At 72.4% G+C, this 22,591-nt stretch carries 29 protein-coding genes; 20 read left to right on the top strand and 9 right to left on the bottom strand.

The features are described 5' to 3' along the window. The first annotated feature begins 93 nt into the window (after window positions 1-93). The 14 genes from G537_RS0131585 to G537_RS0131520 all read left to right on the top strand — a co-directional run bounded on the left by G537_RS0131585 (window position 94) and on the right by G537_RS0131520 (window position 10,570). Window positions 94-1,779, top strand: a complete 1,686-nt coding sequence (locus tag G537_RS0131585; protein WP_026873440.1) for a GspE/PulE family protein — start codon at window positions 94-96, stop codon at window positions 1,777-1,779. 4 nt (window positions 1,780-1,783) lie between these two features. Further along, a complete protein-coding gene (locus G537_RS0131580; protein ID WP_026873439.1) occupies window positions 1,784-3,001 on the top strand; it encodes a type II secretion system F family protein in 1,218 nt (405 codons plus the stop codon). Between the two features lie 6 nt (window positions 3,002-3,007). Next, window positions 3,008-3,469, top strand: a complete 462-nt coding sequence (gene gspG, locus G537_RS0131575) for a type II secretion system major pseudopilin GspG (protein ID WP_245579178.1) — start codon at window positions 3,008-3,010, stop codon at window positions 3,467-3,469. After that, window positions 3,444-3,938: a GspH/FimT family protein gene (locus tag G537_RS44835; protein ID WP_026873437.1), complete on the top strand. Its 495-nt coding sequence runs from the start codon at window positions 3,444-3,446 to the stop codon at window positions 3,936-3,938. Before gspG ends, G537_RS44835 begins: the two co-directional genes overlap by 26 nt. Further along, complete coding sequence (locus G537_RS42580; protein WP_051249368.1) at window positions 3,925-4,323, top strand: type IV pilus modification PilV family protein; 399 nt, start codon at window positions 3,925-3,927, stop codon at window positions 4,321-4,323. Before G537_RS44835 ends, G537_RS42580 begins: the two co-directional genes overlap by 14 nt. Continuing rightward, window positions 4,320-5,213, top strand: a complete 894-nt coding sequence (locus G537_RS0131560) for a prepilin-type N-terminal cleavage/methylation domain-containing protein (protein WP_026873436.1) — start codon at window positions 4,320-4,322, stop codon at window positions 5,211-5,213. Before G537_RS42580 ends, G537_RS0131560 begins: the two co-directional genes overlap by 4 nt. Next, window positions 5,197-6,177 carry a type II secretion system minor pseudopilin gene (locus G537_RS0131555; RefSeq protein WP_026873435.1) on the top strand — a complete coding sequence of 327 codons (981 nt, stop codon included), beginning with the start codon at window positions 5,197-5,199 and terminating at the stop codon, window positions 6,175-6,177. Before G537_RS0131560 ends, G537_RS0131555 begins: the two co-directional genes overlap by 17 nt. 8 nt (window positions 6,178-6,185) lie before the next feature. Beyond that, a complete protein-coding gene (locus G537_RS0131550) occupies window positions 6,186-7,238 on the top strand; it encodes a PilN domain-containing protein (protein ID WP_155888866.1) in 1,053 nt (350 codons plus the stop codon). Beyond that, window positions 7,235-7,804: a type II secretion system protein GspM gene (gspM, locus tag G537_RS0131545; RefSeq protein ID WP_026873433.1), complete on the top strand. Its 570-nt coding sequence runs from the start codon at window positions 7,235-7,237 to the stop codon at window positions 7,802-7,804. Before G537_RS0131550 ends, gspM begins: the two co-directional genes overlap by 4 nt. Before the next feature lies 1 nt (window position 7,805). Next, complete coding sequence (locus G537_RS42575; protein ID WP_051249367.1) at window positions 7,806-8,312, top strand: hypothetical protein; 507 nt, start codon at window positions 7,806-7,808, stop codon at window positions 8,310-8,312. Further along, window positions 8,312-8,950, top strand: coding sequence for a cell wall hydrolase (locus G537_RS42570; protein WP_051249366.1), 639 nt, complete (start codon window positions 8,312-8,314; stop codon window positions 8,948-8,950). The genes G537_RS42575 and G537_RS42570 overlap by 1 nt, the downstream gene beginning before the upstream one ends. Before the next feature lie 231 nt (window positions 8,951-9,181). Beyond that, the gene (locus G537_RS0131530) at window positions 9,182-9,577 is read left to right on the top strand and encodes a rhodanese-like domain-containing protein (RefSeq protein WP_026873432.1); all 396 of its coding nucleotides are present in this window, start codon (window positions 9,182-9,184) and stop codon (window positions 9,575-9,577) included. Between the two features lie 85 nt (window positions 9,578-9,662). Then, window positions 9,663-10,313, top strand: coding sequence for a uracil phosphoribosyltransferase (gene upp, locus G537_RS0131525; protein WP_026873431.1), 651 nt, complete (start codon window positions 9,663-9,665; stop codon window positions 10,311-10,313). 5 nt (window positions 10,314-10,318) lie between these two features. Next, a complete protein-coding gene (locus tag G537_RS0131520; RefSeq protein WP_026873430.1) occupies window positions 10,319-10,570 on the top strand; it encodes a DUF4170 domain-containing protein in 252 nt (83 codons plus the stop codon). 7 nt (window positions 10,571-10,577) lie between these two features. Here the strand turns inward: G537_RS0131520 and G537_RS0131515 are convergent, their stop codons facing one another. After that, the gene (locus G537_RS0131515; RefSeq protein ID WP_026873429.1) at window positions 10,578-11,030 is read right to left on the bottom strand and encodes a MarR family winged helix-turn-helix transcriptional regulator; all 453 of its coding nucleotides are present in this window, start codon (window positions 11,028-11,030) and stop codon (window positions 10,578-10,580) included. Window positions 11,031-11,208: 178 nt separating this feature from the next. On the opposite strand from G537_RS0131515, the gene G537_RS0131510 reads away from it, so the two are divergent. The 3 genes from G537_RS0131510 (at window position 11,209) to G537_RS0131500 (ending at window position 13,520) form a co-directional block, all read left to right on the top strand. Next, the gene (locus G537_RS0131510; RefSeq protein WP_026873428.1) at window positions 11,209-11,631 is read left to right on the top strand and encodes an organic hydroperoxide resistance protein; all 423 of its coding nucleotides are present in this window, start codon (window positions 11,209-11,211) and stop codon (window positions 11,629-11,631) included. 67 nt (window positions 11,632-11,698) lie between these two features. Further along, window positions 11,699-12,259, top strand: coding sequence for a GNAT family N-acetyltransferase (locus G537_RS0131505; RefSeq protein WP_034853569.1), 561 nt, complete (start codon window positions 11,699-11,701; stop codon window positions 12,257-12,259). A gap of 79 nt (window positions 12,260-12,338) precedes the next feature. Next, on the top strand, window positions 12,339-13,520 hold the full coding sequence (locus G537_RS0131500) for a hypothetical protein (protein WP_155888865.1): 1,182 nt from the start codon (window positions 12,339-12,341) through the stop codon (window positions 13,518-13,520). A 281-nt stretch (window positions 13,521-13,801) separates the two neighbouring features. Here G537_RS0131500 and G537_RS0131495 read toward each other — a convergent pair whose 3' ends face one another. The 6 genes from G537_RS0131495 to G537_RS0131475 form a co-directional block, all read right to left on the bottom strand. Next, window positions 13,802-14,146, bottom strand: coding sequence for a hypothetical protein (locus G537_RS0131495; protein ID WP_026873425.1), 345 nt, complete (start codon window positions 14,144-14,146; stop codon window positions 13,802-13,804). An 8-nt stretch (window positions 14,147-14,154) separates the two neighbouring features. Beyond that, window positions 14,155-14,481 carry a hypothetical protein gene (locus tag G537_RS41055; RefSeq protein WP_034853567.1) on the bottom strand — a complete coding sequence of 109 codons (327 nt, stop codon included), beginning with the start codon at window positions 14,479-14,481 and terminating at the stop codon, window positions 14,155-14,157. A 98-nt stretch (window positions 14,482-14,579) separates the two neighbouring features. Then, on the bottom strand, window positions 14,580-15,836 hold the full coding sequence (locus tag G537_RS0131485) for a DUF763 domain-containing protein (protein ID WP_026873424.1): 1,257 nt from the start codon (window positions 15,834-15,836) through the stop codon (window positions 14,580-14,582). Window positions 15,837-15,917: 81 nt separating this feature from the next. Beyond that, a complete protein-coding gene (locus G537_RS44105) occupies window positions 15,918-16,106 on the bottom strand; it encodes a hypothetical protein (RefSeq protein ID WP_155888864.1) in 189 nt (62 codons plus the stop codon). Window positions 16,107-16,175: 69 nt separating this feature from the next. After that, complete coding sequence (gene scpA / locus G537_RS0131480; RefSeq protein ID WP_026873423.1) at window positions 16,176-18,329, bottom strand: methylmalonyl-CoA mutase; 2,154 nt, start codon at window positions 18,327-18,329, stop codon at window positions 16,176-16,178. 84 nt (window positions 18,330-18,413) lie between these two features. Next, window positions 18,414-19,043 (bottom strand): LysE family translocator, encoded by a 630-nt coding sequence (locus tag G537_RS0131475; protein WP_026873422.1) that lies wholly within the window; start codon window positions 19,041-19,043, stop codon window positions 18,414-18,416. 137 nt (window positions 19,044-19,180) lie between these two features. Between G537_RS0131475 and G537_RS0131470 the strand changes: the two genes are divergently transcribed. The 3 genes from G537_RS0131470 to olsC all read left to right on the top strand — a co-directional run bounded on the left by G537_RS0131470 (window position 19,181) and on the right by olsC (window position 20,901). After that, complete coding sequence (locus tag G537_RS0131470; protein ID WP_026873421.1) at window positions 19,181-19,435, top strand: type II toxin-antitoxin system Phd/YefM family antitoxin; 255 nt, start codon at window positions 19,181-19,183, stop codon at window positions 19,433-19,435. Continuing rightward, window positions 19,432-19,821 carry a type II toxin-antitoxin system VapC family toxin gene (locus G537_RS0131465; protein WP_026873420.1) on the top strand — a complete coding sequence of 130 codons (390 nt, stop codon included), beginning with the start codon at window positions 19,432-19,434 and terminating at the stop codon, window positions 19,819-19,821. The genes G537_RS0131470 and G537_RS0131465 overlap by 4 nt, the downstream gene beginning before the upstream one ends. A gap of 234 nt (window positions 19,822-20,055) precedes the next feature. Continuing rightward, complete coding sequence (gene olsC / locus G537_RS0131460) at window positions 20,056-20,901, top strand: ornithine lipid ester-linked acyl 2-hydroxylase OlsC (protein ID WP_026873419.1); 846 nt, start codon at window positions 20,056-20,058, stop codon at window positions 20,899-20,901. A 7-nt stretch (window positions 20,902-20,908) separates the two neighbouring features. Here the strand turns inward: olsC and G537_RS0131455 are convergent, their stop codons facing one another. Further along, window positions 20,909-21,487, bottom strand: a complete 579-nt coding sequence (locus G537_RS0131455) for a cysteine hydrolase family protein (RefSeq protein ID WP_026873418.1) — start codon at window positions 21,485-21,487, stop codon at window positions 20,909-20,911. After that, entirely contained in the window at window positions 21,484-22,518 is a 1,035-nt protein-coding gene (locus G537_RS41050; RefSeq protein ID WP_051249365.1) for a GlxA family transcriptional regulator, read from the bottom strand. Before G537_RS41050 ends, G537_RS0131455 begins: the two co-directional genes overlap by 4 nt. Between the last annotated feature and the right edge of the window lie 73 nt (window positions 22,519-22,591).

Here is a 22,591-nt window from a genome sequence, read left to right as displayed (position 1 = left end):
CCTGCCACGGCCGAGATTGCCGCTCGCCCGCCGCCCGGCGATGATGGGGGTGCGCGGCGGGCCGCGCTTGGGGGCCGGCACCGGAAGGGCAATGTGAAACCGCTCCTGGATATTCTCGTCGAGCTCGGGAAGCTGGGCCCCGAGGACCGGGCGCGGGTGTCGCGCCTGCAGGAGAATTCGGGCGACGGCGTGCCGGCGCTGCTGTCCAAGCTGGGCCTGGTGTCCGGCCGCGACCAGGCGCTGGCCCTGTCGCTGCAGCACGGGGTGCCGCTGGTCGGCCCCGACGCCTTTCCGCCCGCGCCCCTGTTCGACGGCCGGCTGTCGCCCCGTTTCCTGCGCGAGTCCAGGGTGCTGCCGCTGGCCGAGGCCGAGGACGGGGTGGTCCTGGCCATGGCGGATCCCGGCGACGCCTATGCCCGCCGGGCGGTGGAGCTGGCGACGCGCCGGCCGGTCCGGCCCTGCGTCGCCGCGTCCGACGACCTGGACGAGGCCTTCGCCCGCTATTTCGACAGCGGCCGTTCGGCGGTCGAGCGGATCGTCGACGACATCGGCGGCGAGCCGGAGGAGGCGGCCGGCGACCCCGACGTGCAGCATCTGCGCGATCTGGCGCAGGAGGCGCCGGTCATCCGCCTGGTCAACCAGATCTTCAGCGACGCGATCCGGATGCACGCTTCGGACATCCATATCGAGTGCTTCCGGGACGAGGTGAAGGTCCGCTACCGCATCCACGGCCTGCTGCGTGAGATGAAGGCCCCGCCGGTGCGGCTGGCCCCGGCGCTGGTCAGCCGGATCAAGATCCTGGCGAAGCTGGACATCGCCGAACGGCGGCTGCCACAGGACGGCCGCGCCCGCTTCTCGGTCGGCGGCCGCAGCATGGACATGCGCGTCGCCACCGTCCCCACCCTGCACGGCGAGAACGTCGTCATCCGCCTCCTGGACACGGCGGGGATGGACATCGCCCTGTCCGCGATCGGCTTCGCGCCGGAGGTCGAGGCGGCGCTGATGAAGCAGCTGGCCCGGCCGCACGGCATCCTCTTGGTCACCGGCCCGACCGGCAGCGGCAAGACCACGACGCTGTACGGCGCTTTGCGCATCCTGAACCAGCCGAGCCGCAAGATCCTGACTGTCGAGGACCCGGTCGAATACCAGATCAAGGGCATCAGCCAGATCAACGTCCGCCCCCAGATCGGCCTCGACTTCGCCCGGGCGCTGCGGTCCTTCATGCGCCACGACCCGGACGTGATCATGGTCGGCGAGATCCGCGACCACGAGACCGCCGACATCGCCGTCCATGCCGCGCTGACCGGCCATCTGGTGCTGTCGACGCTGCACACCAACAGCGCCACCGGCGCGATCAATCGGCTGCTGGACATGGGCGTCGACGGCTATCTCCTGACCTCGACCATCGGCGGGGTGATCGGCCAGCGCCTGGTGCGGCGGCTGTGCCCGGACTGCCGCCGCCCCGTCGACACCCCGGACTGGCTGGCGGAGCGGGCCGCCGCGGCCCGGCCGCTGGCGACGGCGACGCCGCAGCTGTACCAGGCGGTCGGCTGCAGCGCCTGCGACGATCTCGGCTACACCGGGCGGATCGGCATCTTCGAGTATTTCGCCCCGGACGATTCGATCCGCGAGCTGCTGCGCGACCGCATCTCCACCGCCGCGCTGACCCAGGCGGCGCGGAAGGCCGGCATGGTCACCATGTACGAGGACGGGCTGCACAAATGCCTGGCCGGGCTGACCACGCTGGACGAGGTCCACCGCGTCACCGAGGAGTGGTAGGGCCGTGCCGGTCTTCGCATACAAGGCGATCGACGGCAGCGGCGCGGTGGTGGAAGGCCGCGCCGAGGCGGCGGACGAGGCCAGCCTGACGGCGAAGCTGGAGGCGACGGGCATCCTGCCGCTGTCCGTGGCGCCGGTGCGGATGCAGGCGGGGCGCAGCAGCGGATCCGGCTTCGGCCGCCGCCGCGGGCCGAAGCCCGGCGACATCACCCAGATGACGCGCGAGCTGGCGATCCTGGTGGCCGCCGGCCAGCCGCTGGAGCAGGCGCTGATGACGCTGTCCGAGGGCGCCGGCGCCGGCCCGGTCGCCGGCCTGGCCGCCCAGGTGCTGGCGCGGGTGCGGGCCGGCGCCAGCCTGAGCACGGCGCTGGAGGAGCAGGGGACGGTGTTCCCGCGGCTCTACGTCAACATGGTCCGCGCCGGCGAGAGCTCCGGCTCGCTCGACGTGGTGCTGGAGCGGCTGGCCGACCTGCGCGAGCGCGGCGAGAAGACGCGCGAGATGGTGGTCTCGGCCATGCTGTACCCGGTGATCCTGATCATCGTGTCGCTGGCCTCGGTGTTCCTGCTGCTGACCTTCGTGGTGCCGCAGTTCGAGACCATCTTCAAGGATGCCGGCGCGGCCCTGCCGACGCCGACCGCGATCGTCATCGCCATCGGCCGCTTCTGCCAGGACTACGGCTGGATGGTCGGCCTCGGCGCCGTTGCCGCGGTGGTCGCGGCGCGCCGCCTGCTGGCCATGCCCGGGCCGCGCCTGGCCTGGGACCGCGCGGCGCTGCGCCTGCCGCTGGCCGGGCCGATGGTGCGCACCCTGGCGACCGCCCGGTTCTGCCGCACCCTGTCGACCCTGGTCGGCAACGGCGTCGACCTGCCCTCGGCCATCGCCCTGTCGCGCGACGTGATCCCGAACGGCGCCGTCGGCGCCGCGATGGAAACCGTCATCACCGGCGTGCGACAAGGCCGCGGCCTGGCCGATCCGCTGGCCGAGACCGGCCTGTTCCCGCCGCTGGCCGTGCAGATGCTGCGGGTCGGCGAGGAAACCGGGCGGATCGACGTGACCTCGGCGCATATCGCCGAGGCCTATGAGCGCAAGCTGGAGGCCGCGATCAAGCGGCTGGTCACTCTGGTCGAGCCGGCCCTGATCATCCTCCTCGGCCTGGCCGTGGGCGGCATCGTCATGTCGATCCTCCTCGCCGTCATCAGCATCAACGACCTCGCCTTCTGAGAGACCATGCCCCACACCCCGATGCAGACCCAGACCGACACGCCCGCCGCCGCCCGCCGTCGCCGCCAGGCCGGCTTCACCCTGATCGAGCTGCTGGTCGTGCTCGTCATCCTTGGCCTGCTGGCCGGGCTGGTGGGGCCGCGGGTGCTGGCCTATCTCGGCGGCGCCCGAGCGGATTCGGCGCGGCTGCAGATCGAGAACTTCAAATCCGCGCTCGACCTCTACGCCATCGATGTCGGCGGCTATCCGACCACCGCCCAGGGGCTGAAGGCCCTCCTGGCCAATCCGGGCGGGGTGCGCGGCTGGAACGGCCCCTATCTGCGCAGCAACGCGCTGCCGCAGGACCCCTGGGGCAACGCCTACAGCTACCGGGCGCCGGGGCAGCACGGGGCCTTCGACCTCTATTCGCTCGGCGCCGACAACCGGGAGGGCGGCAGCGGCGATGACGCCGACATCACCAGCTGGTGACCGCGCCCGGAGGCGGGACTGCCGCGGCTTCACCCTGCTGGAGCTGCTGGTGGTCCTGGTCGTGCTCGCCACCGTGGCGGCCCTGGTGCCGCCGATGCTGGCGCGCGGCTCGGCCCAGGCCTCGCTGAAGCGCACCGTGGCGACGCTGGCGTCGGAGCTGCGCCAGGCGCGCAGCGACGCGATCCTGCGCGACGGCCCGCAGGGCGTGGTGATCGACCCGATCGGCCGCAGCTTCGGCCCGGTCGGGGCGCCGCTGCGCCACCGCATCGGCGACGGCATCGCGGTCGACGTCACCAGCGCGGCGATCGCCGCCGACCGCGACGGCCGGCCGGGCATCCGCTTCCTGCCCGACGGCCGGTCCACCGGCGGCACCGTCCGCCTGGCCGGCCAGGGCCGGACCTACCGGGTCGAGGTCAACTGGCTGACCGGCCGGGTCCGCGTCCAGGAGGCCGACGATGGCGGGGCGTGAACGCGGCTTCACCCTGATCGAGGTGGTGGTCGCCCTGACCCTGCTGGGGCTGATCCTGACCGTCATCTTCCGGATCTACGGCACCGGGCTGACCGGCATGGCCCGAGCCGACGGGCTGCAGCGCGCCGCCATCGTCGCCGAGGGGCTGGCGGCGCAGCTGGACACCGCGGCCCGGCCGCTGCGGCCGGGCGACACCCTGTCCGGCGAGACCGACGACGGCTATCGCTGGCGGATCGTGGCCGACCGCTGGGCCGAGGCGCCGCGCCGGACGGTGGCCCTGGGCGGCCGCCGGGTCCAGCTCGCCCGGCTGCGCATCGCCGTCGAGGGCGCCGCCGGCCGGCGCTTCGAGATGACCACCCTGGCCCTGGTGGCGGTGCAACAATGATCGCCGGGTCCGACAGCGAGCGGGGCTTCACCCTGCTCGAGACCATCATCGCCATGGTCGTGCTGGCGCTGATCATGGTGCTGCTGACCGGCGGGCTGCGCTTCGTCACCGCCGGCTGGGACCGCGGCGCCCGGGCGGCGGAGGCGGCGGAGACGCTCGCGCTGGTGCAGTCGACGCTGCGGCGCGAGGCGGCGGCCGCCCGGCGCCTGACCTGGCAGGGCCAGCCCGGCGCCAAGCCCGCGGTCGCCTTCCGCGGCGAGGCCGACCGCGTGGCCATGGTCGTCGTCGATCCGGGCTTCCCCGGCGACCCCGGCCTGGCCATCGCCATGTTCACTGTCGAGGTGGAGCCGGGCCGGTCGACCCTGCGCTATGCCCGCGCCGGCTTCGACCCGCGGCTGAACGGCTTCGCCGAGGCGAAGCGGACCGACGACCTGGTCCTGGCCCGCGGCGCGGCGCACCTGACCTTCGACTATTTCGGCACGGTGCCCGGCGAGCCGCGGCCGCGTTGGGTCTCGCCCTGGCCGGACCGGGAGGCGCCGCCGCTGCTGATCCGGCTGCGCAGCCGGGACGCGGCCGGACAGGCGGTGTGGCCCGACATCACGGTGCCGCTGCCGGTCGAGCTGGAGGCCGCCTGCGTCCGCACCATCACGTCGACGGCGACGAACGGCCCGGACGCGCAGCAGCCGAACGCGCCGGCGGGACAGAACGCGCCGGCCGGGCCGCAGGCCCGTCAGCCGCCGCAACGGCAGCAACCTCCATCGCAGCCGCAGGAGGGCACGCAGGCCGCGGCCGAGTCCTCGGGTGCCGCCGGTGCCTCCGCCGCCCCGCCCGCCGCGGGCACGGACGATTTCTGCAGCCTGACGGGACAGCGCGATGCCAAGGCCGGCTGACCCTTGCCACAACGAGCGCGGCATCGCCCTGGTGGTGGTGCTGTGGACGCTGGTGATGCTGGCGATGCTGACCATCGGCTTCAGCCTGAGCAGCCGGACCGAGGCCCGGGTCGCCGCCAACGGCGCCGAGGAGATCCGGCTGCGGGCGCTGCTGCGCGGCGGGGTCGAGCTGGCGGTGCTGGGCCTGGGCACGGCCGACGACGATCGCGGCTGGCGCGCCGACGGCACGCCCTACCCCGCCGAGATCGGGGACGACCGCATCGTCGTGCGCATCCGCGACGAGGCCGGGCGCATCGACCTGAACCGGGCCGATGCCGAGACGCTGCAGCGGTTGATCGCAGTGGTGCTGGGCACGCCAGAATCGGCGCAGCGCCTGGCCGAGGCGATCCTGCGGCGGCGTGGCGGCGACCAGGCCGCCGCCGGCCGGGCGCCCGGGACGGAACCGGCCGGCCAGGCCCCGAACGCCCCGCCGCGGCCCCCGACCCAGCCCGATCCGGCCAATCCTGACGACCCGGCCAGGCTGGTCCGCCCGTTCCAGTCGGCCGAGGAGCTGCGCCGGGTTCCCGGCATCGGCCGGGCCCTGGCCGACGCGCTGATGCCGCATGTCACCGTCCTGTCGCCGGCGGCCGGGATCAACCCCTTCGCCGCCGATCCGGTGGTGCTGCAGGCCCTGCCCGGCGTCACCCGCGCCCAGGCCGAGGCGGTGGTGCGGGCCCGGCAGCAGCGCCCGCCGCCGACGCCGGAGCGGCTGGCCTCGCTGCTGCCGCGGGACCTCGCCGAACGGCTGCGCGGCACCGCCGGGCCCATCTACAGCATCACCGTCGAGGCCGCGACCGCCCGTGGTGCGCGCGGCCGGGTCGAGGCGGTGATCTGGGTCGCCGCGGACGCGCAGAGCTTCTATCGTGTGCTGGACTGGCGGGAGGCCGGCTTCGGCCGGCCCGAGAGGGAGGACCCGCAGCTATGATCGGCGGCATGCTGCATCGCGCGGCGACGTTCCTGCGCTGGTGGGGGCGCGAGCTGGCCGGCCTGGTGCCGGACCGCTGGCTGCACCGCCCGATCCTGCGCCGGCGCCGGCTGATCCTGCTGTGGCGGGAGGACGGCCCGAGGCTGATCGAAAGCCGCGGCCGCCGGGTGCTGCGCGACGTGCCGCTTGCCCATATCCCCGCCGGCGGCCCCCGCCGGCGGGGCGCCGAGGTGGTCCTGCGCTTCCCGGCCGAAGCCGGGCTGCGCCGCCGGATCGTGCTGCCGCGCGAGGCCGAGGCGGCGCTGGGCCGGGTGCTGCGCTTCGAGATCGACCGCCTGACCCCGTGGCCCGCCGGCAGCGTCGCCTTCGGCGCCCGCCGTCTGGCCCAGCCCGGCGACGGCGCCGGCATCGCGGTCGAGCTGACGGCGGTGCCGCGGGAGCAGGTCGAGGCCGCGGTGCAGGCGGCCGACGCCGCCGGCTGGAGCCCGGACGTGGTCGACCTGGCCGGCGAGGACCCTGCGGCCCCGCCGGGCCCGGATCTGCGCCACGATCTCGAGTCCGAGCGCCGCCGGGCGCTGCGCCGGCTGGCCTGGCTCGGCGGGCTCGGCCTCGGCGCCCCGGCCGCGATCGCGGCGGCGTGGCTGATCTGGACCGTCGCGGCGCATTGGGCGACGGTGTCGGAGCTGCGCGGCCAGGTGGCCGAGGCCCGGGCGGCGACCGCGCCGGCCAGCGCCCTGCAGGCGGAGATCCGGGCGCTGGAGGAGGCCGGCTCCTATCTCGGCGCCCAGCGCCGCGCCACGCCCTATGTCTCGGCCTTGATCGAGACCGTCAGCCGGGCCCTGCCCGACGGCGCCTGGCTGACCGAGCTGTCGCTGGAGCAGGGCACGCTGCGGCTCGGCGGCTTCGCCGACGATGCCGCCGGGCTGATCCCGGTGCTGTCGGCGCTGCCGCAGCTGGACTCCGTCGCCTTCGCCGCGCCGAGCGTGCGCGACCCGGAGCGCGGCCAGGAGCGCTTCGTCGTCAGCGCGACGCTGGTCACGGTCGGGGGGCCGCAGCCATGACGATAGACCTCAGCCCCGCCGCCCGCCGCCTGGTCGCCGTCGGCCTGCTGCTGCTTCTGCTGCTGGGCATCGGCGCCGGCTTCGCCGCCGGGGCGGTCGCCATCCGCGACGCCGACGACACCGCCGCCGGCCTGCGGCAGGAGCTGGCGCTGCTGGCGCGGCTGTCGATGACCCGCGACCGGCTGGAGGCGCGCAAGGCCGACCTGGTCGCAGCGGCGGGCGGCGAGACGCCGGCGCTGCAGGGCGCCAGCCCGGCGATCGCCGGCGCGACGCTGCAGCAGCTGGTGTCGGGCATCGTCACCGAACAGGGCGGGCGGATCGACAGCATGACGGTGCTGCCGCCGGTCGAGGAGTCCGGCGGCTACAGCCGGGTCGGGCTGCGGGCCAGCTTCGGCGCCCGGATCGAGGCGCTGCGCAACATCCTGCACGCCTTCGAGACGGGGGCGCCGCCCCTGTTCATCCCGGGCTTTTCGATCCGCACCGAATCGACCAAGGGCGAGGAGGATCCGGAGCTGCTGGTCTCGGTCGATGTCTACGGCGTGATGCGCCGGCCGGAGGGCAGCTGAGATGGCCTGGCACCCCCTGACCCGGCTGCTGGTCGTGCTGGGCCCGCTCGCGATCGGCGTCTCCTACCTGCTGGAGCCGGAGGGTCCGGCCGCGGTGCCGGCGGCGGCCCGCGCCGGCGGCGCCCAGGCGGCGCTGCCGCCGGAGGGTCCGGCCGCGGAACCGCGCGCGGTCCCGACCGCGCCGGAGCTGTCGGCCCTGACCGAGACGGTGGCGCGGCCGCTGTTCAGCCCGACCCGCCGCGGCCCGCAGCCGCAGCCGCCGCCGGCCGAGGCACCGCCCCCTCCACCACCCGCGGCCGCGCCGCCGCCTTCGGTGACGCTGCAGGGCGTGATCCTGGCCGGCGACAGCACCGTGGCGCTGCTGCGCCGCGACGACACCGGCGAGATCGTGACCGCCCGCACGGGCGACGACCTGTCGGGCTGGCGTATCGACCGGATCGAGGCCGGGTCGGTGACGCTGAGCGGCCCCGACGGCGCGGTCCAGCTGCCGCTGTTTCCGCCGCCCTGATGCGCCGCCCCTTCCGCCTGGCGCCGCTGCTGGCGGCGGTGCTGCTGCTGTGCCCGGTGCCGGGGCTGCACGCCCAGGAGCTGGGCGAGGGCTGGATCATGCCGTCCGACCCGTCCCCCGGCAGCCTGATCCCGAGCCGCCCGGACATCCCGGCCGCCGCCGCCCAGCCCATCCCTCCCTCCGCCCCGTCCGCCGCCGGCCCCGATCGGATCCGCCGCCTGATCGTGGCCCGTCTGCGGCTGTCTGACGCGCGGCTGCGGCCCGTGGTGCTGCGCCAGGCCCGGTGCCTGGCCTATGCCGTGTATTTCGAGGCCCGGGGCGAGACCCGTCTGGGCCAACTGGCGGTGGCGCAGGTGGTGCTGAACCGGCTGCGCCACCCAGCCTATCCCAAGACCATCTGCAGCGTGATCGGCGACCGCGGACAGTTCCCGTGGACCACCGGCGACCTGACCATCCGCGACGCCGCCCGGTTCCGCATCGCCTGGTCGGTGGCGCTGCACATGATGGCCGGCATCTTCACCGACCCGACCGGCGGCGCCACCCATTTCTACGCCCCGGCCCGCGTCGCCGCCCCGGCTTGGGCCACGCCGGAGGCCTATCTCGCCACCATCGGCGGCCACAGCTTCTTCCGGCCCTGACCGACACGTCATCGTGAGCCCCGCAGGGGCGTGGCGATCCAGCGGCACGGACCCTGGATCGCCCCTCTAAACTAAAGGGGGCGCTTCGCGCCTCGCGATGACGGGTTTTGGGCTGACCGCCGGAAGCCCCTACATCGATTGGCAAGATCTGCCCGATCCCTGTCATCCGCGCCAATGGCTGCGGACGTGCGGCCCGGGCAGAGTGCGGTCCGCGTCACACGGAGACCGACCATGAGCAACCCCGTCACCGCCGTTCCCGCCGCCCCTTCCGCCGAGGCGCTGGCCCATTTCCGCGCCCGGCTGGCCTTCGAGACCGACTGCGCCGACGTGCACGAGGCGCTGGCCTCCGGCGCCCCCGGCTTCGTGCTGGCCGAGGCGCGCGGGCCGAAGGCCTATGCCGCCGGCCATATCCCCGGCGCGATCAACCTGCCGCACCGGACGATCACGGCCGAGCGCATGGCCGAATGGCCGCAGGGCACGCTGTTCGTGGTCTATTGCGCCGGGCCGCACTGCAACGGCGCCGACCGCGCCGCGATCCGGCTGGCCGAGCTGGGCCGGCCGGTGAAGGTGATGATCGGCGGCATCGCCGGCTGGCTGGACGAAGGGTTCGAGCTGGAGCGGTCATAAGCCGCCCCCTCGAGTGCGGGCCGGCCCTTGGAACCGCCGGTCCCGCCCTGTATGGTCGGGCCGACACCGCCGCGCCCGAGGCCCGATGAAGACGCTGCCCGAATTCCCCAACCTCTTCATCCTCGACCACCCGCTGATCCAGCACAAGCTGTCGCACATGCGGGACAAGGGACGGTCGACCAACGGCTTCCGCCGACTGCTGCGCGAGATCTCGCTGCTGATGGGCTACGAGATCACCCGCGACCTGCCGATGACCACCGAGCGGATCGAGACGCCGCTGGAGGCCATGGACGCCCCGGTGCTGCTGGGCAAGAAGGTGGCGCTGGTGTCGATCCTGCGCGCCGGCCTCGGCATGACCGAGGGGCTGATCGAGTTGATCCCCTCCGCCCGCCAGGGCCATATCGGCCTGTACCGCGACCACGACACCAAGATGCCGGTCGAATATCTGGTGAAGCTGCCGGAGCCGCAGGGCCGCATCTTCATCGCCGTCGACCCGATGCTGGCCACCGGCAATTCCGCGGTGCACGCAGTCGACGTCCTCAACCGGCACGGGGTGCCGGACGAGATGATCCGCTTCATGGCCCTGGTGGCGGTGCCGGAGGGCGTGCGCACCCTGCACGCCAAGCACCCCGATGTGCGCATCTACACCGCGGCGCTCGACCGCTGCCTCGACCAGAACGCCTATATCCTCCCGGGCCTCGGCGACGCCGGGGACCGCATGTTCGGCACGAAGTGACGCAAATGACCGACAGCACCCAGCCCAAGCAGCTTCTGCACCTCGTCTTCGGCGGCGACCTGAAGGACCCGCAAAGCGTGGAGTTCGCCGACCTGTCGAAGCTCGACATCGTCGGCATCTTCCCGAACTACGCCGAAGCCTATGCCGCCTGGCGGGCCAAGGCGGCGGCGACGGTGGACGACGCGCAGAAGCGCTATTTCGTGGTGCATCTGCACCGGCTGCTCGACCCGTCGACCGACACCGGCCGCAAGGGCTGAGACGGCTTTACGCAGCCTCGGCGGCGGCGTGCAGGGTGTCGCGCAGAGTCTGCAGCGACTGCCTGAGCGCCACCGCCGCCTCCGGCGTCAGGCCGGTGGCGCAGCCGATCCGCTCGAACACCCGGGCCGCCTCCGCCCGCAGCGTCTGGCCCGCGGGCGTCAGATGGATGTTGACCACGCGCTCGTCGGCGGCGCTGCGGCGGCGTTCGACCAGCCCGGCCGCCTCGAGCCGCTTCAAGAGCGGCGTCAGCGTGCCGGAATCGAGGAACAGCCGCTCGCCGATCTCCTTCACCGCCAGGCCGTCCCGCTCCCACAGCACCAGCATGACGAGGTATTGCGGATAGGTCAGGCCGATCCGCTCGAGGACCGGCTTGTACATCCGGTTGAAGGCATGCGCCGTGGAGTAGACGGCGAAGCAGACCTGGTCGGCGAGGGTCGGGGCGGGATCGGCATCGGGCATGGCGGCTTCCCCGAAGGGGATAGACAATCGACCCGACACAATGGGTCAACCGGATAGGTTGCGCACCATTTAATTTCGCGCAGGCGGCATGCGGCATCGTCATGTCGTGCCATTAAATTGTGCGCTATTTAATTTCTCGCAAGCGGCATCCCGCCGCCCTTCCGACGAGGAAACGATCATGGCCATCCTTTATCGCACCAAAGCCACGGCGACCGGCGGCCGCGACGGCCGCGCCACCAGCGAGGACGGCAAGCTGTCCATTGCCCTGACCACGCCGAAGGAGCTGGGCGGCCAGGGCGGCGACGCCACGAACCCCGAGCAGCTGTTCGCCGCCGGCTATTCCGCCTGCTTCCTGAGCGCGCTGAAATACGTCGCCAGCCAGGCCAAGGTGAAGATCGCGCCGGAGAGCACCGTGACCGCCGATGTCGGCGTCGGCCCGCGCGACGACGGCCAGGGCTTCGGCCTGGATGTCGGTCTGACCATCGCCCTGCCGGGCGTCGAGCGCGCCGTCGCCGAGGATCTGGTGGCCCGCGCCCATGTGGTCTGCCCCTATTCGCACGCCACCCGCGGCAGCCTGAACGTCCGCCTGACCGTCGCCTGACCCCGGTCCGGCCGAAAGCCCACCCGTGGCATTGCGCCGCGGGCGGGCTTTCCGTTACGACGGCCGGATGCCCATCCAACTGATCGCCCCGTCCCTGGACCGCCTGCCCGGATACGCCGACGCGCTGCGGCGCGGCTGGTCGCCGGACACTGTCCGCAGGGAGGCGACAGCGCGGGAGCAGCTGGAGCGGATCGCGCGGGACCCGGCCGGTTTCGTCGCCGGGCTCGACGACCCGGAGGCGCGCGGCGGGCCGATCCCGATGCCGGACGGCACCACCGTGCTGCGGCTGCCCGGCTTCCACCGCTGGCTGTGGGATGGGGAGTTCTGCGGCAGCTTCGGCTTCCGCTGGCAGCCCGGCACCGCCGCCCTGCCGGCCTACGTGCTGGGCCATATCGGCTACAGCGTCGTGCCCTGGAAACAGGGCCGCGGCTACGCCACAAGCGGCCTGGCGCTGCTGCTGCCGGAGGCGCGGGCGCAGGGCCTGCCCTATGTCGAGCTGACCACCGATCCCGACAACATCGCTTCGCAGCGGGTGATCCTGGCCAATGGCGGGCGGCTGGTCGAACGCTTCCGCAAGGCGGAAGGCTATGGCGGCGGCGAGTCGCTGCGCTGGCGCATCGACCTCTGACCCCGGCGGCCTTTCGATCGAATCGCCTTTGCCGTAGACCGGTCGGGACCTTCGGCTGACGATTCGGAGTTGAACCGGCATGGCGGTTCCTAAACCTTCCTCCGCCCTGCTGGTGCGGCCGGTGCTGGGCCTCGCGCTGGGCGCCTCCACCCTGCCGCTGCTGCATGCCGGGGTGTTCCCGGCGATGCTGCCCGCGCTGCAGGTGCAGGCCGGCGCCTTCGGGCTGGTGGCGGCTGAGTCGCTGCTGGCGCTGCTGCCGTTCCTCGGCTGGGCCGCGATCGCCCGGCGCGGCGGCGAGCGCCCGCCGATCATGGCCGGCGGCGTGCTGCTGGCCTTGGCGCTGGCCGGGTTCCTGGCCGTGCTGCGCCAGCCGCTGACGCCGGAGGATTCCATCCTGGTCCCCGGCCTGCTGTGGATCGCCGCGGTGGCCGGCGCCGCCGGGCTGGTGGTCGGCAACCACCTGCATCTGATCCGGCTGGGCGGCGGGTCGGGCGGCCGCATCGCCGTGATCACGGTCGCGGCGGCGACGCTGTTCGGGCCGATCCTGCTCAACGCCGTCGCGGTGGTGCTGCGCCCGGCCGCCGGATCGCTGGCCGTTCCGCTGGGGCCGTATCTGTTCTGGGCGGCGATGGCTCTGGCGCTGGCCTTCATCACTTGGCGCAGCCCGACCGCCGCGGCTCCGGCGGCGACCACCCACGCCGCGCCGGCCGCGGTCGCGGCGGCGGCGGTGGGGCTGGTGCTGCTGCTGGCGTCGATCGTCTGGCTGAACGCCATCCGCCTGCCGCTGCTGATTCACGCCGCCACGGTGGCCGGCGGATCGGTTCCCGACCTGGTCGGCCAGGTCTCGCTGATCGGCTATCTGGCCATCGCCGTGGTGCTGCTGGCCGTGGCGCTGCATCCCGGGATCGGCCTTCTGGCCGCCGCCCCGCTGGCCGCGGCCGTCGTGATCTGGGCCCTCGCCGGGCTCGACATCGAGGTGCCGGTCTCGGCGGCCTGGGGCGTCAGCAGCGACCCCGCCTACGCCCTGGCGATGCTGGCCGGCTTCGCCGCCATCCTGGGGCGCGGCGCCGGGCCGCTCAGGGTCGGGGTCGCCTGGACCGCGCTGCAGGTCGCCGCCGTGCTGGGCAACCGCGGCGGCCAGGTCTGGTGGCAGGTCAACCAGCTCGTCATCACCGATGGGATGCAGTGGACCGGCATCGCCATGGCGGTGCTGGGCGCGCTGGCCCTGGCCGGCGTCATCCTGGCCCGCCGCGCCCCATGAAAAAGGCCTCCGGAGCAAGGCTCCGGAGGCTCTGAGTGTAGATCGGGCCGGAGGAACGCCAGCCAGGGACCGGCCCGATCGTCGACGGATCGACGGCTTCACGATGGCGTCGGCTCGGTCGTCCAGCCCGCCCGATCCGTGATCCCGTGAACGACCGCAACGCAGAAGCAATTGCAAATCATTCGCAATCTCAAGATACGGCTTTGACGCGCGGATGCAAGCGGAATCGCCGCGGCACGCAAACGCCGGCCGCGGCACGGGGCCGCAGCCGGCTGGGAAGCTCAGTCGAAGCGGAGCGGGATGTTGATCGTGATCCCCGGCGTCGGCGCCACATAGACCGGGGACGGTGGCGCGACATAGACCGGCCGCGGGCGCCGGACGTAGTAGGCCGGCGCGTCGTCGTAGATCACGACCCGGTCGCGATGCGGCCGGTGGTAGTAATAGGGCGGCGGCCCGTCGCGCCAATGCCGGTGGCGGTGATGGCGGCGCCAGCGGTCATCGTCATCGTCATCGTCGTCGTCATCATCATCCGCGACCGCCGTCGCCGGATGCAGCAGCAGGGTCGGGGCGGCGGCGGTGAGCGCGAGCAGCGCCAGGAGGGAGAAACGGAGCAGGGAGCGCTGCATGCCGGGCCTCAGTCGAAGCGCAGCGGGATGTTGACCGAGATGCCCGGGGCCGGCGCCACATAGACCGGGGGCGGCGGCGCGACATAGACCGGCGCCGGACGCTCGTAATAGACCGGCGGCCGCTCGACATAGACCGGAGCCGGCTCGTAGTAGACCCGCGGGCGCGGCCGGACCACGACCACGTCGGGCCCGCGGTCGTAGTAGTAGCCGTGGTGGTGGCGCCACGGCGGCCCCCAGCCACGCTTCCAGCCGTCGGCGAGAGCCGGGGTCGACATCGCCAGCGTGACCGCGGCGGCGGCCAGGGCACCGGCCAGGATGCGGCGAGTCGAGATCATCAGGGTCCTATCCTTCTGCTGCCGGGCGGCCCATCGGGCCGGACCCACCAACGCACGATCGACATAACGTTCGGTCGGTGGCTTCGATCCGGCCACAATCAAGGCATTTTCGTGGCATTGCCCGGAACGGGCGTCGGCTCCCAGCCGAAAACGCTGCGGCCGCCATATTCGTGCGAGCGGCGGCGCTCGACCGCGATGTGCTGCGGCAGGGTCGGGCCGGTGGCCTGCCGCTCCACCCGCCGCGCCTGGTCGTCGAGGCGGCGGATCGCCTCCAGCCGCTCGTCGTTGCCCAGCTTGGCTTGGATAACGGCGGATTTCAGCACCGCGATCGTCTGGTCGTAGACCAGGGTCGGCACCGGATAGGGATGGCGGTCCTTGCCGCCATGGGCCAGGGAGAAGCGCCCGGGATCGGCGAAACGGCAGGGCGCGCCGTGCACCACCTCGGCCACCATGGCCAGTGAATGCACGGTGCGGGCGCCGACGCCGGGCACCAGCAGCAGCTCGGCGAAATCCTCCGGCGCCCGGTCCGCCGCCGCGGCCAGGGCGCCGTGCAGCCGGCGCAGGATCACGTCGCTGGGCCGGACGTCGTGATGCGCCGGCATGACCAGATGCGGCAGCGCCGGCTGGTCCGGCGGCGGCGGGATCCGGCCCTCCAGCGCCGCGACCTCGCCGACCAGGCGGTCGGGGCCGAAATCGCGCAGCAGGTCGAGCTGGCGGTGGCGCGAGGCCCGGGCGCGCCGGTCGGTCAGGTTGACGATCACACCCTGGCCGGGGCCCTCGATCGCCGTGTGCGGCGCCTCGACGAAGCTCTTCAGATCCTCGGAGTGCCAGTGGTAGCGGCGGGCCAGGCGGCTGTCGCCGTTCATGCCCTGCTGCACCACCACCCAGCGCCCGTCATCGGCGACGATGAAGCCGTGCAGGTAGAGGTCGAAGCCGTCCTGCACCGCGGCGCTGTCGACCTTGGCGACCAGCCGGCTGGCCTGCGCCAGCGCCGCGCCGTCGAAGCCGACGCGCTCGCCGATCGCCACCAGCTCCGCCGGCGTCTGCCGCGAATGCTGGCCGCGGCCGCCGCAGACATGCAGGCCGAGCTCGCCCGCCATCGGCTGCAAGCCGCGCTTCAGCGCCCCGACCACGCTGGTGGTGATGCCGGAGGAATGCCAGTCCATCCCCATCACGGCGCCGAAGGACTGGAACCAGAAGGGATGGGCCAGGCGGCGCAGGAACTCGTCGCGGCCGTAGTGGTGGATGATCGCCTCGGCGATCACCGCACCCAGCTGGGCCATGCGCCGGCCCAGCCAGGCCGGCACCCGGCCGTAATGCAGGGGCAGATCGGCGCTGCCGGCCCGTTTCGCCACGGAACCTCCTGGAACAAAGATGGAACGATGTTAGCGCGGAGCGCAGGTTCCCGCCATAGGAGATGCCGGAGCTGACGGCGGCTAGTAGCCGCCCCCGCCGCCCATGCCGCCGGTGTTGGAACCGCCCGAGTTGCTGCCCGTGCTGGAGGCCGAGGGCATCCGGTTCGGGCCGTGGCACTCGCCGGCGGCGAGGCCCAGCAGCAGGGCGAGAAGGAGACCGATGCGAAGGCCGGGCCGGAGACGAGACGAAGCCAGAGGAGCATGCGCCATGGCAGCGACTCCCATACGGTCGAAAACCGGGATTCGGATCCCCCCGGTTCGTCCGGCGGCGGCGAAAGGTTACGCCGCCGCGGCCCGCGCCTTGCCGATCAGGGCCAGGATCTCGCCGGCCGCCTGCGGGATGTTGGTGCCGGGGCCGTAGACGGCGCTGACGCCGGCGGCCAGAAGCGGTTCGTAGTCCTGCGGCGGGATCACGCCGCCGCACACCACCAGGATGTCGCCCGCGCCCTCGGCCTTCAGCGCCTGCAGCAGCTGCGGCACCAGCGTCAGGTGCCCGGCCGCCTGGGACGACACGCCGACGACATGGACATCGTTCTCGATCGCCTGGCGCGCCGCCTCCTCCGGCGTCTGGAACAGCGGGCCGATGTCGACGTCGAAGCCGATATCGGCGAAGGCGGTGGCGATCACCTTGGCACCGCGGTCGTGCCCGTCCTGGCCCAGCTTCACCACCAGCATGCGCGGCCGCCGGCCCTCGGCCTCGGCGAAGCGCACCACCTCCTGCTGGATCCGGGCATAGCCCTCGTCGCCGGCGAAGGCGCCGCCATAGACGCCGGAGACCGAACGGATCACGGCGCGGTGGCGGGTGAACACCTGCTCCAGCGCGTCCGAGATCTCGCCGACCGTGGCCCGGGCCCGCGTCGCCTTGACCGCGAGGTCCAGCAGGTTGCCCTCGCCGCTCTGCGCCGCCGCGGTCAGCGCCGCCAGCGCCGCGCGGCAGGCGGCCTCGTCGCGCTCGGCCCTGATCTTCTTCAGCCGCGCCACCTGGGACTCGCGCACCGCCGAGTTGTCGATCGCCAGCACCTCGACATGGTCCGGCTTCTCGGGGACGTATTTGTTGACGCCGACGATGGTCTGCTCGCCGCGGTCGATCCGGGCCTGGCGGCGGGTCGCGCTCTCCTCGATCCGCAGCTTCGGCAGCCCGGCCTCGACCGCCTTGGTCATGCCACCCATGGCCTCGACCTCGTCGATCAAGGCGCGGGCCCTGCCCGCCAGCTCGGCCGTCAGCGCCTCGACATAGTAGCTGCCGCCGAGCGGGTCGACGGTGCGGGTCACCCCCGTCTCCTCGGCGATGATCAGCTGGGTGTTGCGGGCGATGCGGGCGGAGAAGGGCGTGGGCAGGCCCAGCGCCTCGTCGAAGCTGTTGGTGTGCAGGCTCTGGGTCCCGCCCAGCACCGCGGCCAGCGCCTCGATCGTGGTGCGGACCACGTTGTTGTAGGGGTCCTGCTCGGTCAGCGACACGCCGGAGGTCTGGCAATGCGTGCGCAGCATCAGGCTCTCGGCCTTCTTCGGCGCGAACTTCTCCTGCATCAGCTCGGCCCAGAGCCGGCGGGCGGCGCGCAGCTTCGCCACCTCGGTGAAGAAGTCCATGCCGATGGCGAAGAAGAAGGACAGCCGGCCGGCGAAGGCGTCGACGTCGAGCCCGCGCGAGATCGCGGCGCGGACATAGTCGAGGCCATCGGCCAGGGTGTAGGCCAGCTCCTGCACCGCCGTCGCCCCGGCCTCCTGCATGTGATAGCCGGAGATCGAGATCGAGTTGAACTTCGGCATCCGCTCGGCGGTGTAGGCGATGATGTCGGCGACGATCCGCATCGAGGGCCCGGGCGGGTAGATGTAGGTGTTCCGGACCATGAACTCCTTGAGGATGTCGTTCTGGATGGTGCCGGACAGCTTGGCCTCCGGCACCCCCTGCTCCTCCGCCGCCACGATGTAGCCGGCCAGCACCGGCAGCACCGCGCCGTTCATGGTCATCGACACCGACATGCGGTCGAGCGGGATGCCGTCGAACAGGATCTTCATGTCCTCGACGGAATCGATCGCGACCCCGGCCTTGCCGACATCGCCGACCACGCGCGGGTGGTCGCTGTCGTAGCCGCGATGGGTGGCGAGGTCGAAGGCGACCGACAGGCCCATCTGCCCGGCCGCGAGATTGGCGCGGTAGAAGGCGTTCGATTCCTCGGCGGTGGAGAAGCCGGCATATTGCCGGACGGTCCAGGGCCGGCCGGCATACATCGTCGCCCGCACGCCGCGGGTGAAGGGGGCGAAGCCCGGCAGCTCACCGGCCGCGCCCTCCGGCACGTCCGCCGCGGTGTAGAGCGGCTTGACCGACACGCCCTCCGGCGTCTCGACCGACAGATCCTCCAGCGGGCGGTCGCGCAGCTCCTTCCGGGCCAGCGCCTCCCAATCGGCGAGAGTCCGCTTGTCGAAGGCGGTCATGGCGGCATTCCTCCTGTCACGGAGGGAGTATAGGAGCGCCCGTGGCCGCGGTCACGCGGCGCGCATGATTCTTTCGCGCATCGTTTAATTCCGGCTGAGCGCCATATGCGCGCCGAGGCCGACCAGGGCCGAGCCGCTGGCCAGGCGCAGCCAGCGCGCCACCCGCTCGCTGCGGCGCAGCCGGGCCATCGCCCGGTCGACGCACAGGAGCGCGATCACGTCGGACGCGAAGAACACGGCGTTGACGATCATCCCCAGCACCAGGAACTGGGCCCAGACCGGCAGCCCGGCGGCCGGGTCCACGAACTGGGGCAGGAAGGCGATGAAGAACAGCGCCGTCTTCGGGTTCAGGAGCTCGACCGTCACGCTCTCGGCGAAGGCGCGGCGCGCCGTCTTCTGCGCCAGCTGCGGCAGGGCGTCGCCGGACTGCCGGCTGCGCACCATGCGGATACCGAGCCAGACCAGATAGGCCGCGCCGAAGATCTTCACCACCAGGAACAGGGTCGGCGACCAGCGGAACACCGCCGACAGCCCGGCCGCGGCCGCGGCGACATGGACCAGGTCGCCAACCGCGATGCCGGTTGCGGCCCGGAAGCCCGCCGCCCGGCCGCGCGCCAGCGTCTGCGCCACGGTGTAGAGGATCGCCGGCCCCGGGATGATCGCGATCAGCACCGTGGCGGCGAGGAAGGGCAGAAGATGCGCGAGCGACGGCATGCGGGGCCTCCGGCGGGTTTGCCAGCCACCATAGCGCGGCTTCGCCCCGGCGTCAGGGGCGGCATCCGGCAACCAAGCTTGAAGGCGATCTTCAGAGCAATCATAATCTAGCCAGACTTAGCTAGAATGGTGAAGCCGTGACCACCGTCAACATCTTCGAGGCCAAATCCAGCCTCTCGCGCCTGGTGGCTGCCGTCGAAACGGGCCGCGAATCGGAAATCATCATCGCCCGCAACGGCCGTCCCGTGGCGCGCCTCGTCCCGATGGCCCCCGTCCCGGATGCCAGCCGCCGTCTCGGGCTGCTCGCCGGCCAGTATCCGACGATGACGCTCGAGGAGTTCGACGCCGAGAACGAGCGGATCGCCGCGCTGTTCGAAGGTCAGGAGAAGTGAGGCTTCTGCTCGACACCCATGTCGCGATCTGGGCCCTGGTCTCGCCGGACGTGATGCCGGAGTCGATCCGGGCCCTGATCGCCGATCCGGCGAACGCCATCCACATCTCCGCCGCGAGCATCTGGGAGATCGCGATCAAGCATTCGATGGCCCGGCGCAGCGCCCCTCCGTTTTCGGGGGCACAGGCGATCGGCTATTTCGAACAGGCGGGTTACGCGCTTCTGCCCGTATCGGCCGAGCACGCGGCCGGTGTCGAGGTCCTGCCTCCGCTCCATGCCGATCCCTTCGACCGGCTTCTCGTCGCACAGGCGCTGGCCGAACCTCTGCGACTGATCACTCACGACGACGCGGTTGCCGCTTACGGCGGCTCGATTATCCATTTCTGAGCGATCCGCGGCGCTGTACCGCTCCTCGCAATGTCTTGACGTTGTCACAAATCCAGCTAGGAATGATTCGCAGATGGAGCGATGGCAACCGCCATGTCATTGGTGTAGGGGAAGGAATCCCGTGGCGGACCACGATCCCAACCCGCCCGTTTCTGCGATATAATCCTAGGTCGCAGCGGCGGGCAAAGTCGCTGCCACCGTTCGGAAGCGAGAGCACAGTCGGAGAGCGAGACCGTGAACGCAAGCGTCGGAAACCAAGGCACCGCGACGCATCCGGGCCCAATCAACCCGAAGCAGGTGTTCGTTACCGAAGGCATCGACCCGACCCTGGACCGGCCGAGCCTGGTGACGCGCTTCTTCATGCGCGTCGTCGCCTGGGCCGAGCGGCTCAACCTGAAATACACCAAGGTCGGCAACCCGCCGGTCTACGACACCGCCACCTTCCCATGGGTGGCCGAGATCGAGCGCGAATGGCCCCTGATCCGGGCCGAACTGGACAAGATCCTGCTGCGCCAGGACGAGCTGCCGAGCTTCCAGGACATCTCGTCCGACGTGAAGACCATCACCAAGGACAACCACTGGAAGACGTTCTTCCTGGCCGGCTACGGCGTCAGCTCGGAGAAGAACATCGCCCAGTGCCCGGAGACCTGGCGCATCGTCCAGAAGATCCCGGGGCTGAAGACGGCGATGTTCTCGATCTTCGAACCGGGCAAGCACCTGGCGCCGCATCGCGGCCCCTACAACGGCGTGCTGCGGCTGCACCTGCCGCTGCTGGTGCCGGAGCCGCGCGAGAAGCTGGCGATCCGCGTCGACAAGCAGATCTGCCACTGGACCGAGGGCAAGGCCCTGGTGTTCGACGACGCCTATGAGCACGAGGCCTGGAACCACACCGACAAGACCCGGGTGGTGCTGTTCATCGACTTCGTCAAGCCGCTGCGCTTCCCGGCCCGGCTGGTGAACTGGCTGCTCCTCAACCTCGCCGTCTTCACCCCCTTCATCCGCGAAGGGCAGGACGCGCACAAGGAGTGGGAGAAGAAGTTCTACGCGCAGGCCGAGGCCCTGCGGAACCGCAAGGCCTGAGGCCGACCTACGCCCCCAGCCGCTCCACCACCGCGTCCGTCGTCGTGACCGCGGCGAACTCCGCCGCCAGGGTCGCCAGGTGGGCGCGGTGCAGATCCTCCGCCGCGACCGTGCCGCCGGCGCCGTCCGGCAGGTCGAAGCAGGCGCAGGCGTCGCCGATCACGATCGCCCGATAGCCCAGATTCGCCGCGACGCGCGCGGTGGTCGAGACGCACATGTCGGCGGTGAAGCCGAACAGCACCATCGTGCCGACGCCGAGCCGGCGCAGCCGCAGGTCGAGATCGGTGCCGATGAAGGCGCAGTTCACCGACTTCGCCACCACCGGCTCTCCCTCCCGCGGCTCGAAGCCCGGGCGGAAGGCGTGGCCGGGATGGCTCGGCGCCAGGGTCGAGCCTGGTTCCACCGAATCGTGCCGGATGTGCAGCAGCGGCAGCCCCGCCCGCCGCCACGCCGCCAGCAGCCGCTGCCCGTTGGCGTCGAGATCCGGGTTGTTGCGCCGGCCCCAGGACGGCAGGTCGAAGCCACGCTGCAGGTCGACCGGCAGCAGCGCCGCCCGGTGGGTCCAGAGGTCGGGGACGACGGTCATGCTCTCTCCTCCATCGGTTGCGGAAGCGGCACGGCCCCGGCCGCCGGCCGGAACCGCTCGCGATATTCGCGCGGGCCGACGCCGAGCCGGCGCAGGAAGGCCCGCCGCATGCCGTCGCCATTGCCGAAGCCGCAGGCCCGGGCGATGGTCTCGCCCGGCAGGTCGGTCTCCTCCAGCCGGCGGCGCGCTGCCTCGACCCGCAGCCGCTCGACATAGGCGGCGGGGGTGGCGCCGATCTCGCGCCGGAAGGCCCGGGCGAAGTTGCGCGAGCTCATCGCCGCCCGCTTCGCCAGCGCCGGCACCGACAGATCGGCGTCGGGATGCGCCAGCATCCAGTCCTGCAGCGCCCGCAGCGGCCGCCGGTCCGCCGCCTGCCCGGCCAGGACGGCGCTGAACTGGGACTGGCCGCCGGGCCGCTTCAGGAACATCACCAGATCGCGGGCGGTGGCGAGCGCCAGGTCCCGGCCATGGTCGGCCTCGACCAGGGCCAGCGCCAGGTCCATGCCGGCGGTGACGCCGGCCGAGGTCCAGACCGGGCCGTCCCGGACGAAGATCGGGTCGGGCTCGACCCGCACCGCCGGATAGCGCCGGCGCAGCCTGTCGCACCAGTTCCAATGCGTCGCCGCGCGGCGGCCGTCGAGCAGCCCGGCCTCGGCCAGCAGCAGCGCCCCGGTGCAGACCGAGCCGAGCCGCCGGACGCGCGGGGCCGCGGCCCGGAGCCAGGCGACGAGGGCCGGATCGGCGACAGCGTCCTCGATCCCGGCGCCGCCGGCGACCAGCAGCGTGTCGATCCCTTCCCCAGCGTCGTCCAGGCCGCGGTCGGCCAGCACCGCGAGGCCGGAGTCGGCACGCACCGGGCCGGCCCGCGCCGCCAGGACCTCGACCGCATAGGCCGGCGACAGCCCGCCGTCGCGCCGCAGGGCGGAGGCCGCGGCGAAGACCTCGAGCGGCCCGACGACGTCGAGCATCCCGACGCCCGGGAAGGCCAGCACGGCGATGCGCCGCGGAGAAGTGCGGGTCGGCTCGGACATGCGGCGAGTGTGGCCGGACCGGCGGATGGCAGCAATGACAGGATGCCGTCGGATTCTGCCAAATGCTGCCGAT

Origin of the sequence: Inquilinus limosus DSM 16000, from assembly GCF_000423185.1 — a bacterium.
GTDB classification, from domain to species: domain Bacteria; phylum Pseudomonadota; class Alphaproteobacteria; order DSM-16000; family Inquilinaceae; genus Inquilinus; species Inquilinus limosus.
The sequence above is the reverse complement of the archived record's forward strand: the minus strand, read 5'-3'. Positions and strand labels throughout refer to the sequence as shown.